Raw genomic sequence first — 14,859 nt, forward strand, 5'->3', positions numbered from 1 at the left:
GTTTCTTCAACTTAGACGGTAGTCTTCTTTCCAATCCCAAGGTTTGTGATGTGCATTCGCTGCGCTGCCGTTGTACCCATCACTGCTGACGACACAACGGCGATCGCTGAACACAGCAACGCTCCGCACACCTCGTTTCGGCTCTAAAAAGTTGTGTCAACAATCAATTCACACCTCAAAACTCAAACGTAATAGTTATTTCATTCCTGGTGACTTGCTCAAAGATCCGTCATACTTAGAGACAGAACCGTTTTAGATGAGCGATCGCTGCAAGCCAGACTGAATTTGAGGCGTAGTGAGCGCGAACCAATGCCATAGCATTCCCAGATCGGTTGTGAGCGGCACTGAAGCATTGAGCGGTCAGCCGTCAGCCATTAGCTTTTCTCTTATCACTGATGGCTGATGGCTAAAAGCTGACAGCCATGTTGCTTCTCACGCTTCATTGAGGATCGCTATATGTTTGAATAAGCAATGGGACAGCTTGTTTACGGCTGATAACAGTCACTTGATGAAAAAGAGCTTTGTTTTAACTAAAATTATTGGTTTTGGTCAGCTGAAAAACGTGCAGAAATTACAGAAATTGACGTTCTTCCGCTCCTTAGATTTTGAAAACTCGCTGGGAACCGAATGTTGCATAGCTTAGACCGCCCTAAGCAAACAATTCTGGTTGTTGATGATGACGCTAATATTCGTCGGATTTTGGCAACTCGACTTTCGATGGCTGGCTACATGGTTTCAACAGCACCAGACGGAGCACAAGCGCTCAACAGCTTTCATCAGCAAGCGCCCGACCTCATTGTTCTAGATGTCATGATGCCTGAGCTTGATGGCTATGACGTTTGCCGTACTTTGCGAAAAGAGTCAGATGTCCCGATCATCTTATTAACCGCTTTGGCAAGTGTGGCAGACCGAATCACAGGCTTAGAAGCAGGTGCTGATGACTATATGGTGAAGCCGTTTTCACCGAAAGAATTAGAATCTCGCATTCGTTGTATTCTACGTCGCATTGATAAACCAGGTAGCGACATTACGTCCTCTGGAGTGCTTGAAGTCGGCACTTTACGCATCGAAACCCACACCAGAAAAGTCTATAAGAATAACGTTCTTATTCGACTAACAGACATGGAGTTTAATATGTTGAAACTGTTAGTCAGTCAGTCAGGAGTGTGCATTTCCCGGCTTGAAATTTTGGAGAAAGTGTGGGGCTATACTCAGCCAGATTTAGGAGATGTCCGCATCGTTGACGTACATATCTCGCGCCTGCGTGAAAAACTTCAGTCTCTACCTGAGCAAGCTGATTCGATCGTGACCGTGCGTGGCAAAGGTTACATCTTTCCTCGCGTTGATACTTGATTGTTTAAGTGTCTTGCCCAGCTTTTGATTAAATTACACTACCTTATCCCACCGCCGATTCTGAGTTACGCACTACCACGTTTGGCGATCGTGGGCAATTGCCACCAGGGAGCATGAGGATACTCGTGATGTTCGCAATGATAGCCAAAGTGGTAGCAAGCCAAAAACGATAACAGCACAGGGCGATGAACACTCTGTGCACGAAAAACATTTTGGTAACCGCCTGCTGGCTCTCGGTGCGGTAAGTAGGTGCCAAAGTAAAAAAGCTGCACTGAACTGAGCAACGAAGGCACAATCCAAAACATCACCAGGTTTGACTCCGGTACATGTAAGAGCAGATGCATGATATGGAACGCTACGATCAGCGCTAACAAACGTGTCCAACTCCAATAACGCTGCAAAAAGCGAAAATACCAGGCAAACGGGTTCTTGTGCTTACCATCATGAAAATCGGGATCCAAAGGACTGGCAGGATGATGATGGTGTTGCCAGTGAGCCTTGAACAATTGCTTGTAAGAAAAGAGACCATACAGCAGCAACGCTGCCGAGCCAATAAAACGATTGAGCGTTGGATGCTGAGGCGTAACTACTCCATGCATGGCATCATGAGCAGTGATAAATAAGCCTGCATAGAGAAATGTCTGCCAGCACACAGCCAGAAGCATCCAGAGAGGTTGCTGTTGGCTCGGTGAGGTGTGAAGTAAAAGCGTTAGACTAATTGCCCAAGTTGCCATGATAAGACTGGCGATAAGCAACCCTGGCAGGCTAGAGCTAGCGATTACAGGTGATGCTGTCGGTGCAAGTTGATCGCCACTTAGTGGCAAAGCGGTAGGCATGAGGGCTGTTTTCTCGTTGTTGTAGGGGCTAGCTTGAGAGATGGGAGCTTAGCTCATAGGTCAGCAGCTAGCAGTGGAGACGATCGTTCCTCATGAGTTAAGCCTCTGAACCGAGTCAGAGCCAAAACGGATTCGCATGAACAATGTAACAGAATTGTAATAATTCCGTGAAGATTAAAACTCCCCTTTAGGTAGAAGTTAGCGAGATCGATGCCAGAGTCAGAAAGCGCAAGGGCTGACTGCTTAGGACACTCGTCGTTTGGCTCCAAAAGATGACAAGCTGATGATTAGCTTTGTACTGAGGCATACAGAGCCGATCGTCAGGTGCAAGACGCTCCACAACCAGTGTTTTTTGATCAGTGACTACGGTCGAAAGCGATCGCGAGTGTTGTCATCCTCAACTCGATCGCTACCCTCTTCAAACCAATCATCGGCGCTCTCAGCAGTGGTTTGTGCTTCGTCTGTAGGTTCTTCATCAAGCGAACGAAACGGTGGCACAATGACGCGATAGTCGGCATCAACAACAGGTTTGCCGACAATGGACTCGGCTTTGCCAACACCCGAATCTTGCGGTTCGCGGTAGCTGTAGGAATACACAGAGCCGTTACGAGAAGTCGTTCTCGGTTCTTGTTCGGCTTCATAGTTAGTGCGAACTCTCGACCCGGCAGACCGAGAATCCACAGGCGTGTCGATCGGGTTATCGGTTTCCCAATCGTCACTAGGTTCAGCTTCCCAATCATCAATGGGGTCTGAATTGACGGACGAGCGAACACCGGACGATCGTGCTGCTGGTTCTTCGTAACCCTCCCAGTTGTTCCAATCTGCGTCGTCGTCTATTGTTCTCGCATTTGATGGGCGCGTAGAAGAGCGAGTTGGCTCTGGCGAAGGTGTTGTTGCTTGAAAACCACTCCGACGAGAGGCTTGCCGAAACTGAGACCGTGCTGCACGCACCGCAAAGTAATTGGATAAGCCAAACAAACTGGTAATGAGCAGATTGGTGATGATGCCAGCCGCGATCGCGCCCAAAATCCACAGTGCCAGCGGCAATGCAGGCGTTTGAAAACCCAAAAACGTCAGTTGTAAGGGCGACCAGTTGAACTGAACGAGGAGGAACAAGCCTCCAGCCAGTCCAAGCAACAGAACCAGACGGATGATAGGCATGAGCGCTGAGGCAGTTGTTGAGTATTAACTTTGGTAATCTTTGTGGACGTTCGGCTTTGGGGCGATACTCCTACGCTAACAGATTAGCTTGCCAGCCTACAATGGTGAACTATAGCGATCCTCAATGAAGCGTGAGAAGCAAGATTGATAGCAGCTCTTAGCCATCAGCGATCAGCGATCAGCGGTTAGAGAAAAGCTGGTGGCTGAGCGCGGATCGCTCAATGATTGAGTGCCGCTCACAACAGATTTGGGACTGCTATAGCTGATGGCTCCTTCACAACTAGCTACTTTACAACAACTCGTTTCTAATAGCTGAAAACACCTTGAGTCATAGTCAAGAGAGTGCTGATTGAAAGTGGTAATATCTCAAAGCTTAACCCTGATAGGTAGACTTTGAGGAGAAGGCAGACTGAGGAGCCACAACACCCCCCAAACGCTTTTTCGTTGCTATTCAAGCAGTTTAATTGGTATGAGGAGACGCAGAATGCTTGAGTTTACAACAGTTAGAATCGGTACGATCGCCCTAGCAATCTTATCTAGTCTGACGATCATCGATAACGCTAGAGCAGAACTTAAAAGCACACTGATCGTTGAAATTAATGGCTTCAAAACTCAAAAAGGTGAACTCTGCTTCAAGCTGTTTTCAAGAAGCTTTGGCTTTCCTAATACCGATAAGAACGCCATCATGAAACGCTGCATTAAGGTGGTCGAAGACCCGCTCAAAATCACGCTGAAAGACATTTCATCCGGTAGCTATGCGATCGCGGTTTTTCAAGATACGAACGGCGATCGCGCACTCAATCGCAACACGACTGGTATCCCCACCGAAGGCTACGGGTTTTCTAACAATCCCAATACTCGTCAGGATCTGACCCGCTATGGCGATTGCGTCTTCCTTCTGGCAGGTGCTGAAGAAACCATCAAAATTAAGATGAAGTATCCACCGGCAAAGTAGGGTGTGGGGTGTGGGGTGTGGGGTGAGAAGAGGGGAGTTATGAGTTATAAGTTATGAGTTTTCCCGACTCCCTTCTGCCTCCCTTGCTTCCTCCGCTTCCCCTGCCTCCCCTGCTTCCCCCTCACTCCTCTCCCCTCACTCCTCACCTCTTCTCCCATGCACATCATCCACCGCCACGAATGGGTGCTCACAGCAGAAGAGGCAACTGTCGTTCAGCAAGAACTCCGCAAGGAGATTGTGACGATCGATACTTTCGATACCATTCGCCATGTGGCAGGTGTCGATGTGGGTTTTGAATCTGAGGGAACGATTACCCGTGCCGCGATCGCCGTACTCAACGTGGACAATTTGCAGTTGGAGGATCGCGCGATCGCCCGTCGTCCCACGACCTTTCCCTACATTCCTGGTTTCCTTTCTTTTCGAGAAGTGCCTGCGGTGCTGGATGCATTAGAAAAAATCACGGTGGTTCCCGATTTGCTGCTGTGCGATGGTCAGGGCATTGCTCACCCACGTCGGTTTGGGATTGCCTGTCATATTGGACTTTTAGCAAATGTACCCGCGATCGGCGTGGCAAAATCCTTACTCGTTGGTAAACATGCCGAACTGGGGGACGATCGCGGCAGTTGGCAACCCCTTATCCACAAAGGCGAAACCATTGGTGCGGCATTGAGAACGCGTCCCGGCACCAAACCGCTGTACATTTCACCGGGACATCGGGTGAGTTTGGAGACGGCGATCGCCTACGTCATGCGCTGCACCACCAAATATCGCTTGCCCGAAACGACTCGTCATGCTCATAAGTTGGCATCCGGTCCGGCGATCGATCAGCCCGTTCCACCCGATGCATCGCTGATGCAACAAATGTCTCTAGATTTTGATGTCTAAATTTTGGGAAGTTTGAGTTTAGAGGATAATGACATTGCTGAGTAGAGGTCTGGTTTCTGCCAGATCCCCGACTTCTAAGCTTGGTTCAGCCACAATCAAAACTGCACAAAGAAGTCGGGGATCTATGTTGCTGCTTCACACTTTTAATCAGCAATGATTATCAATTCAAACGTTGCTGCACATGGTCGCTTCTGATTTTCCCGATATTCAAACTCATTGGGCGCGTCCCTTTATTGAAGGACTGGCGCAACGCAATATCATGCGTGGGTTTGAGGATGGATCGTTTCGTCCCGAACGGGCGATGAGTCGGGCAGAATTTGCCTCTGTGCTGCAAGCCGCCTTTAGCCCCGCTGCTACCCGTCCCTACGTGCCGTTTGTGGATGTGCCGACCACGCACTGGGCAGCAGGTGCCATTCGCCGATCGTACGAAGGTGGGTTTTTAACAGGCTATCCGGGACAACAGTTTCGTCCCAATGAGAATACTCCTAGAGTGCAGGCGCTGGCATCGCTCGTGGGTGGCTTGGGCTTGCTATCAGAATCTGCCGTGCCTTTAGCAGAACTTTATCAAGACAGCGCTCAGATTGCGGGTTGGGCGATCGCCGCGATCGCCACTGCCACCGCGAACGAAATTGTCGTTAATCACCCCGATCGACGACGACTGCGACCCACGCAACCCGCTACTCGTGCTGAAATTGCTGCCTTTGTCTATCAATGTCTGGCTGCCCTGGGGAAAGCGCCTGCGATCGCGTCTAATGCGATCGTACGTTGGGTGCAAACGGTAGCCGTGTCGCATACACGAGAATTTCGCGCCGCCTGGGTTGCCTGCGTGTGGAACGGCGATTTTCCCTCCAAAGCCGGACTCTCTACTCAACAGCAGCAGGCAGAACTGATTGCCGTTCTCGATCGCATGCAGGCATTGAACCTGAATGCCCTGATCTTGCAGGTGCGTCCCGAAGGGGATGCATTGTATCGATCGTCGCTGGAACCCTGGAGTTTCTGGCTGACGGGCACTCAGGGCAAACCACCCGATCCCTTTTATGATCCGCTGGAGTTTGCGATCGCCCAGGCTCACCAGCGCAATATTGAACTTCATGCCTGGTTCAATCCCTACCGCGCCCGCACCTCTGAACGCATCGTCAATGTTAGCCCCCATATCGCGGTGGCGAATCCCGAAGTGGTCTATCGTTGGGATAAACAGCTTTGGATGGATCCGGGCGCAAAGGTGGTGCAAGACCGCACCGCAAATGTCATTCTGGACGTGGTGCGTCGTTACGATGTGGACGGCATTCACCTGGATGATTACTTTTACCCGTATCCGATCGCTGGACAAACTTTCCCCGATGCCAAAACCTATCAGGCGTACAAAGCAGGCGGCGGTACGTTGGCTCTTGCAGACTGGCGACGCGATAATGTAAATCGCCTGATTCAACGCCTTGCCACAGGCATTCGGGCTACCAAACCCCACGTCAAATTTGGCATCAGTCCCTTTGGCATTTATCGTCCCGGTCAGCCGCCCCAAATACAAGGACTGGATGCCTACAACCAGCTTTACGCCGACTCTCTCAAATGGCTTCAGGAAGGCTGGGTCGATTACCTCTCGCCTCAGCTTTACTGGCGCATTGATGCAACGGCGCAAAGCTATCCCGTTCTGCTGCGCTGGTGGACGGACAACAACCCCAAACAGCGGCACCTCTACCCTGGCAACAATCTGGGTGCTTTAGGCGGCAACCAATGGGATCTATCCGAAATTCTGACCCAGATTGATTTGACTCGTCAGTTGACACCCCAACTGGCACTCGGCAATGTGTTTTTTAGCGCGAAAGCACTCACCGCAAACCATCAAGGGATTGGCGATCGCTTCCGCACCACCACCTACGCCAACCTGTCTCTACCACCCGCCATGCCCTGGCTCAACACGGCTCCCCCCACCACTCCTACAGGCATTCGCATTAATAATAGGACACTCACCTGGAATGCCTCTCCTCAAGACATTCGCTGCTGGACGCTCTATCAACAGAATGGCGAGATCTGGACACTTCGCCAGGTTCTTCCCGCTGCAACCACAACCGCAACACTTCCATCAGGGGTGTATGCTCTGTGTGCGGTTGGACGATCGACCGTAGAAAGTAAAGGCGTTGTGGTGAAGGTGTGAGAGGGGCGATCGTTCGACATGGAGAAAGAATTTTATTCGCGGAACTCCCGTTTTATTACTGCAACTGAGAGTTAACCCGAAACATTCCAGCTAACATCCAAAAAGGGGACGATTAGCTTGAATTTTTCAGTTTGATTGAGTCGCCATTAATTTCACCCTAAATTGCACAAGACATCTTTGCATTAATTATCCAATCATCTCTGAAGATAATGAACAATAGCTTGTTGAAAGAACGAAGTCTTTACCGTTCTGACCCAGTTGCCTATTTTCTGGTTGAAAAGCTTCGTTGCTCGTCTAACAGTATTATAGTGTGGTCAATTACAGTTTCTGTTGTGCTTTCTCTCCTCACTGCATTACTCAGCAATACATTGTGGTCTAAACCAGGACAGGTAGGATTACTACAAGATTGGGTACCCTGGATAGCTGCAATCGTTATCAATCCAGTTGTTTTTGGATATTATCTGTGGAGTTTTCGGGCAACTAGAAATGTAATTCAAAACCTCGAAACGTCTGATGTAGTAGAAATCGACGAATTAGAGATAGAGCCGATAATCTCAACTCTATACCATCAGAAGTGGCGTTCTTTGTTAGCGCTTGCTAGTGGTATTAGTTTTAGCACCTTCGTGTTTTCTGCTCAAACTCATTTAGAAAAAAGTTGGGGCGGTTCAGGTTACCTACCAAACTTAAGTATCTCGGTTGCCACCCTGATAGTTGTCTATGTTGGCAGTATGCTAATTCTCAACCTCATCAATAACATCCAGATTTTTCATAGAATCTTCAAAGAAAAGAAGCTTAACGTCAATCCGCTTCATCCCGATCGCTCTGGCGGACTACGTTCTCTCAGTGATTACTCCCTCAAAACGGCATACCTGATCTCTATTTTAGGAGTTTGGACGGGTATTGTTGGATACCAGATTATTACACAGGGTAGTAAACAAGATTATTGGTACTTGGGTCTTATGGTTTTGCTATACATTGTTCTATCAATTACGTGTTTTTTTGGTCCGTTACTGACCGCCCATAGAGGCATGGAAAAAGCCAAGGAAGATCTCTTACATGAGATTGCCCGACAATTTGAGTCAGATTATTCGCAAATTCGTACTGGCTTGACCGAAGATGCAGAGACGCTTAAAAAAAGAACCGAAAAAATTCGAGAGTTACGTGCAGTTTATACAATGACTGACGAATTCCCTGTATGGCCCTTTAATGTCCAAACTTTTCGCCGTTATCTACTAACAGTCCCTGCTCCATTACTCGCTCCCTTGCTTGGATTGCTTCAAAAAGTTTTGGGGCTTTTGCTGAAGAAATGGGGCATCAGCTTAGGTTAGCGATCGCCACTCTTCCTAATTAGATGAAGTATAGGGAACTTATCTCGCCTTCGAGGGATTGCCTGGAGTTCAGCAGCATTAGGAGAGATGGATTCGAATGAGGACTACACCAACTATCCAAGCGCCAGTTGCGGAAGTACGTGTACATCGTCTGTCAGGCTGGGCAATCACTGGGTAGCGAACGCCAGCGACAGCCTTCAACCAGAACATAGAGCATGGCATTCAGGATTTCCCACCAGTCAACGCTGCGAGGACGACCGCCGGGTTTTGCTGCTGGAAGTAACGCACTCAAAACTTCGTATTGGGCGTGGGTGCGGTGACTGGGATCTGCTTTACTCATCTGGCTCACTCAGGGCTGTAGATATTTGCTATTCGCAGCCTACACTGAGTGAGCTTTTTTACGCCCTTCCTGACTTCTCAAACATCCCCTGAGAAGGAATCGACTAGCTTACAACGGGAAAAGGTTACATTTCTGTGCCCGGCAAAGGGATTTCTCTGCCACTTTCGTACACTGTTTCAATCCAGAGTTCGCGGGCTTCATTGATGTTAGAAACGGCTTCCTCTAAGGTGTCTCCTTGAGTTAAGCATCCCGGTAAATCTTTGATTTCAGCCACATAACCACCCTCTTCAACATCTGGATAGAGTGTGATGGGATAACTTAGCTTCAGATAATAAGCTAAGGCGTTTCGATCAGTTGTCGTCTGTTGATTGGTCACTGCTTTCATCCTGCCACTGCTGTAGATTGAGCAATTCAACGATGCGCTTTATGTAGACTCGTCTAACTTTTTTGCCGCCCTTCTTGGGAATCGTAAAAACCTGTCCCTGGTCATCTTCAAAGGTATGATGACTGCCTTTAGAGCGCTTTTCAACAAAGCCGAATGCTTCCAACAGCAAACAAACATCATTAAAATTTGCTTCGACTGGAAGCGTCAGGAAATACTCAACCAGTTTGCGTAGCTTACTTACCAGATTAGCTCAAACCGGAGATTAGCTGATGCTTGGCTTCTGCAAGCGCTTCGGGTAGCTTGCTGGCATCGCGTCCGCCTGCCTGAGCGAGGTTGGGTCGTCCGCCGCCACCGCCGCCTGTAAGTTTAGCGATCGCGCCTACCAGTTTCCCAGCCTGCAAGCCTTTTTGAATGACGGCAGGGCTGAAGGCAGCAACGAGGCTAACTTTATCGGGTTCGGGCACAGAACCGAGGACAACCGCACCATTCGTCAGCTTTTGTTGAAGTTGTTCCGCAGCGGTTTTGAGGGATTCAGGGTCAACGCCATCGAGTTGGGCAATGAGGATGTGAAACTCGCCGATCGCTTCAGCCTGGGACAGGAGACTATCGGCTTTGGCAAGGGCAAGCTGACCTTTAGCGGTTTCAAGCTGCTTTTGAGTCGTCTTGAGTTCGGTTTGCAGCGCGGTGATGCGATCGCTAATCTCTTCTGGTTTGACCTTGAAGCGATCGCTGAGGTCGCGCACAACAGCATCGCGCAGGTTCAGGTATTCAAGCACAGCGGTTCCTGCAATGGCTTCAATCCGACGAATGCCCGCCGCAACGCCTGTTTCAGAAACGATTTTGAAGAGACCGATTTCAGCCGTATTGCTTACGTGAGTGCCGCCACACAGTTCCATCGATACGCCTGCCACATCCAGCACACGGACTTCGCTACCGTACTTTTCACCAAACATGGCGATCGCGCCTTTTGCTTTTGCCTCGGCGATCGGCATGATGGATGTTTGAGCATGATGCGCCTCGGCAACCCAGGTGTTGACCTGTTCTTCGACCTGTTGAACTTCTTCAGGCGTGAGGGGACGAGAGAAGTGGAAGTCAAAGCGGAGGCGATCGAAGGAAACCAGCGAACCCGCCTGCGAAATGTTATCGTCCACTAGCTTTTTCAGCGCCGATTGAAGGAGATGCGTTGCAGTGTGGTGTGCTTGAGCGCGACGACGGCAAGCAAGATCGATCTGGGCAGTGACGGAATCGCCTGTGTGCAGAGTGCCCCGCTCGACGCGACCGTAGTGGACAAAGAAGGCAGATTCTTTCTGTACGTCTTCAATGCGAACCAACACATCGTCACCAGAGAGATAGCCGCGATCGCCCACCTGTCCGCCCGACTCAGCGTAGAACGGCGTTTGATCCAGCACGACCTGAACTTCAGTACCTGCTTCCACCATTTGTTTGGGCTTGCCGTTCACCATTAAGACCTGTACAGCCGCTTCGGTGACAGGCTGGGTATACCCCAAAAACTCAGTTTGCTCAATGTGGTCTGCCAGTTGATCCAGGGTGCCTTGAGCAGTGAGGTCGATCGTGGTGTGTGCCATTTGAGAGCGTCGCCGCTGCTGCTCCATTTCTGCCTCAAAGCCTTTGGTATCGACAGTCAAGCCTTTTTCAGCCGCGATTTCTTCCGTCAACTCTACGGGGAAGCCGTAGGTGTCGTAGAGCGTGAACGCATCGGTGCCAGAAATTTGTCCACCTGTGCCCATTTGCTCGGTGATGTCTGCCAGCAGCTTTTCACCCCGATCGAGCGTCTTCAAGAAGCTAATTTCTTCTCGTTGCAGCGCGACTTTAATGGTGCGCTCCATGACGCGCACATTGGGATAGGCGGACTCCGAGAGAGCGATCGCAGCTTCGGCAACTTTGGGCGTGAACTCGCGATCGATGCCAATTAAGCGACCATAGCGAATGACGCGACGAATCAGCCGACGCAGTACATAGCCCCGACCTTCATTGGATGCCACAATGCCATCGGCGATCATGTGCACAACGGCACGGACGTGATCCCCAATGACTTTAAGCGCAATTTTGGTCGTTTCGTCCACTGTGGTGTAGTCGAGATTGGCGATCGACGCTGCCTTCTGAATGATCGGCAAAATCAGGTCAGTTTCGTAGTTGTTAGGCACTTTCTGGAGGATTTGCGCCATCCGTTCCAGACCCAATCCCGTATCAATGTTCTTGTTTGCCAGCGGGGTCAGCGTACCTGCGGCATCCCGGTTGTACTGCATGAACACCAGATTGTAGAACTCAATGAATCGGGTGTCGTCTTCCAGGTCAATGTGGTCGTCGCCCTTTTCGGGATGGAAGTCGTAGTAAATCTCGGAGCAGGGACCACACGGACCTGTCGGACCCAACGCCCAAAAGTTATCCTTCTCACCCAAGCGCTGAATCCGATGGGCAGGAATGCCAATTTCGTCACGCCACATTGCAAAGGCTTCGTCATCGTCTTCAAACACGCTTACGACGAGACGACCGGGCGGCAACCCAAAGACTTTGGTAGACAGTTCCCACGCCCACGCGATCGCCTGCGACTTAAAGTAGTCCCCAAAGCTGAAGTTGCCCAACATCTCAAAGAAGGTGTGGTGCCGTGCCGTGCGTCCCACATTCTCAATATCGTTGGTGCGAATGCATTTCTGCGAGGTGGTAGCGCGAGGAAACTCCGCCGGACGCTGTCCCAAAAAGATGGGCTTAAATGGCAACATCCCAGCGATCGTCAGCAGCACAGTGGGATCTTCCGGCACCAGAGAGGCGCTGGGCAAGATCTTGTGCCCTTTGGCTGCATAGAAGTCGAGAAAGGTCTGCCGAATTTGAGCGCCTGTCGTTCGATCACCTTTGGGGGGAGTAGCCATGAAACGTGGTGGGGGTCTGTAAGAAATTATTCGCTGATCTTAATGATGCCGCATGAACCAGCCAATCTCCCACTGCGATCGGGGTTAATTCGAGATTCACTCTATGAAAGAGCAAGCGTTGTTGGAGTCTTGACTCAGCGGCATGGCAGAACGATCGCATTCACTACTCCAGCAATTTCTGTAGCAGGGTGTAAACGTCTTTTTTGTCTCCATCCTTACGTCTACCAATGCCAACCACTAAAACAAGAACTTGCGTTTGCTCAACCCTGTAGACGATTCGATAGCGTTGCCCCACTGCCCTCACGCTACGAAAGCCTGAAAGATTATCCACCAGTGCTTTCCCCTGTTTCTCAGGCTCAACTTTGAGCTGGTCGATGCGCTCACTCAGCTTCTCTTGTTCGCGTCGATCGTTAATGGCAGCCAGCATTTCTAAGGCAAGGGGAGTGAGTTGAATCGTATACTCAACCATTGCTTACAGCCCTAGCTGTGCTTTTGCATTCTCCCAGGAAATGGTATTGCCTTGTTCTGCTTGAAGGATGCCTTGGCGAAGTTTAGCAACGAATTCGGTATCGGTCAGGATGTCGAGGGTTTCGAGTAGCTCGGTGAGATGTGTGTAGCTGAGTGCCGCAATAACAGGCACACCATCTTGAGTAATGATGATGGGTTCATTGGTCAGTTCACCGGGAAGGTTGGGGAGTTGTTGCTGTGCCTGGGCGATCGTCAGTTGTTTGGGCATACCGCAAGAGAGGAGTCAGGGTGAATTCACTCTAACACCCGCTATCAGAGAAGAAGCACTCCTAGTTTAGGACTGTTAGGGGCGATCGCAGGGGATTGTTGGGTTTCGCATCATCCGATGGCTTATAGGTAAGCGCTTGTACGCAGAAACCGGGTTTCTCCATGAGCAGTGATCGCTTAAGCAGGCAGCTTGCGTCCAGAAACCCGGTTTCTTGTAAGGCGATCGTCCTTGTCAACTGCTCTACACTAAAGCTAGCGATAACGGTGATGTAGTAACGGAAAGCGATGACTTCGACAAAAGTTCGCCTCTGGACGGTTGAAGAATACCACCGCATGATTGAAGCGGGCATTTTAACGCCGAGCGATCGTGTGGAGCTAATTGAAGGAAATATTGTTTCAATGGCGGCAAAGAACCCTCCCCATGCTGCTACAAATCTCTGTGCCGCCGATTACCTGAAACAGCTTTTGGCAGGTATGGCACTGGTACGCATTCAAGACCCGATTCAACTGAGTCAGTACTCCGAGCCGGAACCCGATATTGCGATCGTTGCACTCAATGCGCGTAAGTATATAGACCACCATCCAACACCTGCCGAAGTGCTGCTGCTTATTGAAGTTGCTGATACATCGTTACAAGACGATCGCACGGTCAAAGCACCCCTCTATGCCAAAGCAGGCATTTTAGAGTACTGGATTTTGGACGTGAATACCCGACAGGTGTACGTGTTCCGTGATCCATTAGAGGATGGTTACGCGCAGGAAGTTGTCTTAAATGGAGAGAATACCCTGAGTACGATCGCGTTTCCAGAGCTTCCCATCTCTCTAAACCAACTCTTTCCTTGATCACCCGCGCAGAAACCGGGTTTCTTTACAAACATAAACTGGAGCCTTTAGGTTGCATCTAGAAACCCGGTTTCTCTCAAGCTCTTCAACATGCCACACTAGAAGCAAGGATTGAGAGACTCAGGAAGCAGGCAGGATGACGATCGCCACCGAGAAAAAGACCTGGACGGATGAGGAATTTATGGCGCTGTCTAGCGGTGGGCATCGCTATGAGTTGATCGATGGGGATTTAGCCGATAGGGACAATTCGGGCATGGAGCACGGTGGCATTGGCTCCTTTCTGGGAGGGCTACTGGCGATTCATGTGCGGCAACGCAAATTAGGAACGGTTTGCGACTCCAGTACTGCGTTTACCTTAAAGAGCGGCAACAAGCGTTCGCCCGATGTCTCGTTTGTTGCCAAAGAACGGCTTAAAGGTCTAAAGCGTCCGCCGCGTGGTTTCTTTCAAGGATCTCCCGACTTAGCGGTAGAAATTCTCTCACCCAACAATACCGTTGAGGAAATCCACGACAAGATTGTGGAATATTTTGAGAACGACACTCGCCTTGTTTGGGTGATTCACCCGGATGAAAAGTATGTGCTGGTCTACCATTCACCCGAACCAGACCGTTTCTTGCGGTCTCAACATGTATTAGAGGGTGAAGCGATCGTCCCCGACTTTGCGATCGCAGTCGCCGAACTGTTTGAAGAGTGGGACTTTTAAGCAGCGCGATCGCGCTACTGAGAAAAAAGATTGCGAGTTTATACACAGGCAGAAAGCTAGATTGCCTGAGAGTGCTTAACGGTAACTTCACCGTAAGTAACCACAGCTTTACCGTTAGTAACCACAGCTTCATCATTACTAACGATCGCTCCGGCGTAAGTAACGACAGCTTGAGCGTAAGTAACCACAGCTTGTGTGTAAGTCACCTCAGCTTGAGTGTAAGTAACCAAAGCTTCTTCATTGGTAACGACGGCTTGAGCGGACGTTACCAACGCTTGTTCCAAAGCAATATCAG

At 49.9% G+C, this 14,859-nt stretch carries 16 protein-coding genes; 7 read left to right on the forward strand and 9 right to left on the reverse strand.

What is annotated here, in order from left to right:
- Positions 1-627 precede the first annotated feature (627 nt).
- Positions 628-1,353, forward strand: coding sequence for a response regulator transcription factor RpaB (gene rpaB, locus AC5JO6_RS18395; RefSeq protein ID WP_496082517.1), 726 nt, complete (start codon positions 628-630; stop codon positions 1,351-1,353).
- A gap of 65 nt (positions 1,354-1,418) precedes the next feature.
- Here rpaB and crtW read toward each other — a convergent pair whose 3' ends face one another.
- Together crtW and AC5JO6_RS18405 are read right to left on the reverse strand one after the other, a co-directional pair.
- Positions 1,419-2,189: a beta-carotene ketolase CrtW gene (gene crtW / locus AC5JO6_RS18400; RefSeq protein ID WP_496082518.1), complete on the reverse strand. Its 771-nt coding sequence runs from the start codon at positions 2,187-2,189 to the stop codon at positions 1,419-1,421.
- A 363-nt stretch (positions 2,190-2,552) separates the two neighbouring features.
- Positions 2,553-3,350, reverse strand: a complete 798-nt coding sequence (locus tag AC5JO6_RS18405) for a LapA family protein (protein WP_496082519.1) — start codon at positions 3,348-3,350, stop codon at positions 2,553-2,555.
- 484 nt (positions 3,351-3,834) lie between these two features.
- On the opposite strand from AC5JO6_RS18405, the gene AC5JO6_RS18410 reads away from it, so the two are divergent.
- From AC5JO6_RS18410 to AC5JO6_RS18425, 4 genes are all read left to right on the forward strand, one after another.
- Positions 3,835-4,305, forward strand: a complete 471-nt coding sequence (locus AC5JO6_RS18410) for a DUF2141 domain-containing protein (protein ID WP_496082520.1) — start codon at positions 3,835-3,837, stop codon at positions 4,303-4,305.
- A gap of 156 nt (positions 4,306-4,461) precedes the next feature.
- Positions 4,462-5,190, forward strand: a complete 729-nt coding sequence (gene nfi, locus AC5JO6_RS18415) for a deoxyribonuclease V (protein ID WP_496082521.1) — start codon at positions 4,462-4,464, stop codon at positions 5,188-5,190.
- A gap of 181 nt (positions 5,191-5,371) precedes the next feature.
- Entirely contained in the window at positions 5,372-7,342 is a 1,971-nt protein-coding gene (locus AC5JO6_RS18420) for a glycoside hydrolase family 10-like protein (RefSeq protein WP_496082522.1), read from the forward strand.
- Positions 7,343-7,551: 209 nt separating this feature from the next.
- Positions 7,552-8,670 (forward strand): hypothetical protein, encoded by a 1,119-nt coding sequence (locus AC5JO6_RS18425; protein WP_496082523.1) that lies wholly within the window; start codon positions 7,552-7,554, stop codon positions 8,668-8,670.
- A 154-nt stretch (positions 8,671-8,824) separates the two neighbouring features.
- Here the strand turns inward: AC5JO6_RS18425 and AC5JO6_RS18430 are convergent, their stop codons facing one another.
- From AC5JO6_RS18430 to AC5JO6_RS18455, 6 genes are all read right to left on the reverse strand, one after another.
- The gene (locus tag AC5JO6_RS18430; RefSeq protein ID WP_496082524.1) at positions 8,825-9,010 is read right to left on the reverse strand and encodes a transposase; all 186 of its coding nucleotides are present in this window, start codon (positions 9,008-9,010) and stop codon (positions 8,825-8,827) included.
- A gap of 124 nt (positions 9,011-9,134) precedes the next feature.
- A complete protein-coding gene (locus AC5JO6_RS18435; protein WP_496082525.1) occupies positions 9,135-9,395 on the reverse strand; it encodes a type II toxin-antitoxin system HicB family antitoxin in 261 nt (86 codons plus the stop codon).
- Positions 9,361-9,564, reverse strand: coding sequence for a type II toxin-antitoxin system HicA family toxin (locus AC5JO6_RS18440; protein WP_496082526.1), 204 nt, complete (start codon positions 9,562-9,564; stop codon positions 9,361-9,363). The genes AC5JO6_RS18435 and AC5JO6_RS18440 overlap by 35 nt, the downstream gene beginning before the upstream one ends.
- 76 nt (positions 9,565-9,640) lie before the next feature.
- Positions 9,641-12,283 carry an alanine--tRNA ligase gene (gene alaS / locus AC5JO6_RS18445; protein ID WP_496082527.1) on the reverse strand — a complete coding sequence of 881 codons (2,643 nt, stop codon included), beginning with the start codon at positions 12,281-12,283 and terminating at the stop codon, positions 9,641-9,643.
- A 163-nt stretch (positions 12,284-12,446) separates the two neighbouring features.
- Complete coding sequence (locus AC5JO6_RS18450; protein ID WP_496082528.1) at positions 12,447-12,752, reverse strand: type II toxin-antitoxin system RelE family toxin; 306 nt, start codon at positions 12,750-12,752, stop codon at positions 12,447-12,449.
- A 3-nt stretch (positions 12,753-12,755) separates the two neighbouring features.
- Positions 12,756-13,019: a type II toxin-antitoxin system Phd/YefM family antitoxin gene (locus AC5JO6_RS18455; RefSeq protein ID WP_496082529.1), complete on the reverse strand. Its 264-nt coding sequence runs from the start codon at positions 13,017-13,019 to the stop codon at positions 12,756-12,758.
- A 284-nt stretch (positions 13,020-13,303) separates the two neighbouring features.
- On the opposite strand from AC5JO6_RS18455, the gene AC5JO6_RS18460 reads away from it, so the two are divergent.
- Positions 13,304-13,861 carry a Uma2 family endonuclease gene (locus AC5JO6_RS18460; RefSeq protein ID WP_496082530.1) on the forward strand — a complete coding sequence of 186 codons (558 nt, stop codon included), beginning with the start codon at positions 13,304-13,306 and terminating at the stop codon, positions 13,859-13,861.
- 136 nt (positions 13,862-13,997) lie between these two features.
- Positions 13,998-14,564: a Uma2 family endonuclease gene (locus tag AC5JO6_RS18465; protein ID WP_496082531.1), complete on the forward strand. Its 567-nt coding sequence runs from the start codon at positions 13,998-14,000 to the stop codon at positions 14,562-14,564.
- 56 nt (positions 14,565-14,620) lie between these two features.
- On the opposite strand, the gene AC5JO6_RS18470 is transcribed toward AC5JO6_RS18465, so the two are convergent.
- Positions 14,621-14,848: a hypothetical protein gene (locus AC5JO6_RS18470; RefSeq protein WP_496082532.1), complete on the reverse strand. Its 228-nt coding sequence runs from the start codon at positions 14,846-14,848 to the stop codon at positions 14,621-14,623.
- Between the last annotated feature and the right edge of the window lie 11 nt (positions 14,849-14,859).

Source organism: Tildeniella sp. (assembly GCF_059505325.1).

Coding starts and splice junctions, on each gene's coding strand:
- AC5JO6_RS18460 (WP_496082530.1), top strand. CDS start 13,304: ATGACTTCGACAAAAGTTCGCCTCTGGACGGTTGAAGAATACCACCGC.
- alaS (WP_496082527.1), bottom strand. CDS start 12,283: ATGGCTACTCCCCCCAAAGGTGATCGAACGACAGGCGCTCAAATTCGG.
- AC5JO6_RS18420 (WP_496082522.1), top strand. CDS start 5,372: ATGGTCGCTTCTGATTTTCCCGATATTCAAACTCATTGGGCGCGTCCC.
- AC5JO6_RS18430 (WP_496082524.1), bottom strand. CDS start 9,010: ATGAGTAAAGCAGATCCCAGTCACCGCACCCACGCCCAATACGAAGTT.
- AC5JO6_RS18435 (WP_496082525.1), bottom strand. CDS start 9,395: ATGAAAGCAGTGACCAATCAACAGACGACAACTGATCGAAACGCCTTA.
- AC5JO6_RS18410 (WP_496082520.1), top strand. CDS start 3,835: ATGCTTGAGTTTACAACAGTTAGAATCGGTACGATCGCCCTAGCAATC.
- crtW (WP_496082518.1), bottom strand. CDS start 2,189: ATGCCTACCGCTTTGCCACTAAGTGGCGATCAACTTGCACCGACAGCA.
- AC5JO6_RS18450 (WP_496082528.1), bottom strand. CDS start 12,752: ATGGTTGAGTATACGATTCAACTCACTCCCCTTGCCTTAGAAATGCTG.
- nfi (WP_496082521.1), top strand. CDS start 4,462: ATGCACATCATCCACCGCCACGAATGGGTGCTCACAGCAGAAGAGGCA.
- rpaB (WP_496082517.1), top strand. CDS start 628: ATGTTGCATAGCTTAGACCGCCCTAAGCAAACAATTCTGGTTGTTGAT.
- AC5JO6_RS18425 (WP_496082523.1), top strand. CDS start 7,552: ATGAACAATAGCTTGTTGAAAGAACGAAGTCTTTACCGTTCTGACCCA.
- AC5JO6_RS18455 (WP_496082529.1), bottom strand. CDS start 13,019: ATGCCCAAACAACTGACGATCGCCCAGGCACAGCAACAACTCCCCAAC.
- AC5JO6_RS18405 (WP_496082519.1), bottom strand. CDS start 3,350: ATGCCTATCATCCGTCTGGTTCTGTTGCTTGGACTGGCTGGAGGCTTG.
- AC5JO6_RS18465 (WP_496082531.1), top strand. CDS start 13,998: ATGACGATCGCCACCGAGAAAAAGACCTGGACGGATGAGGAATTTATG.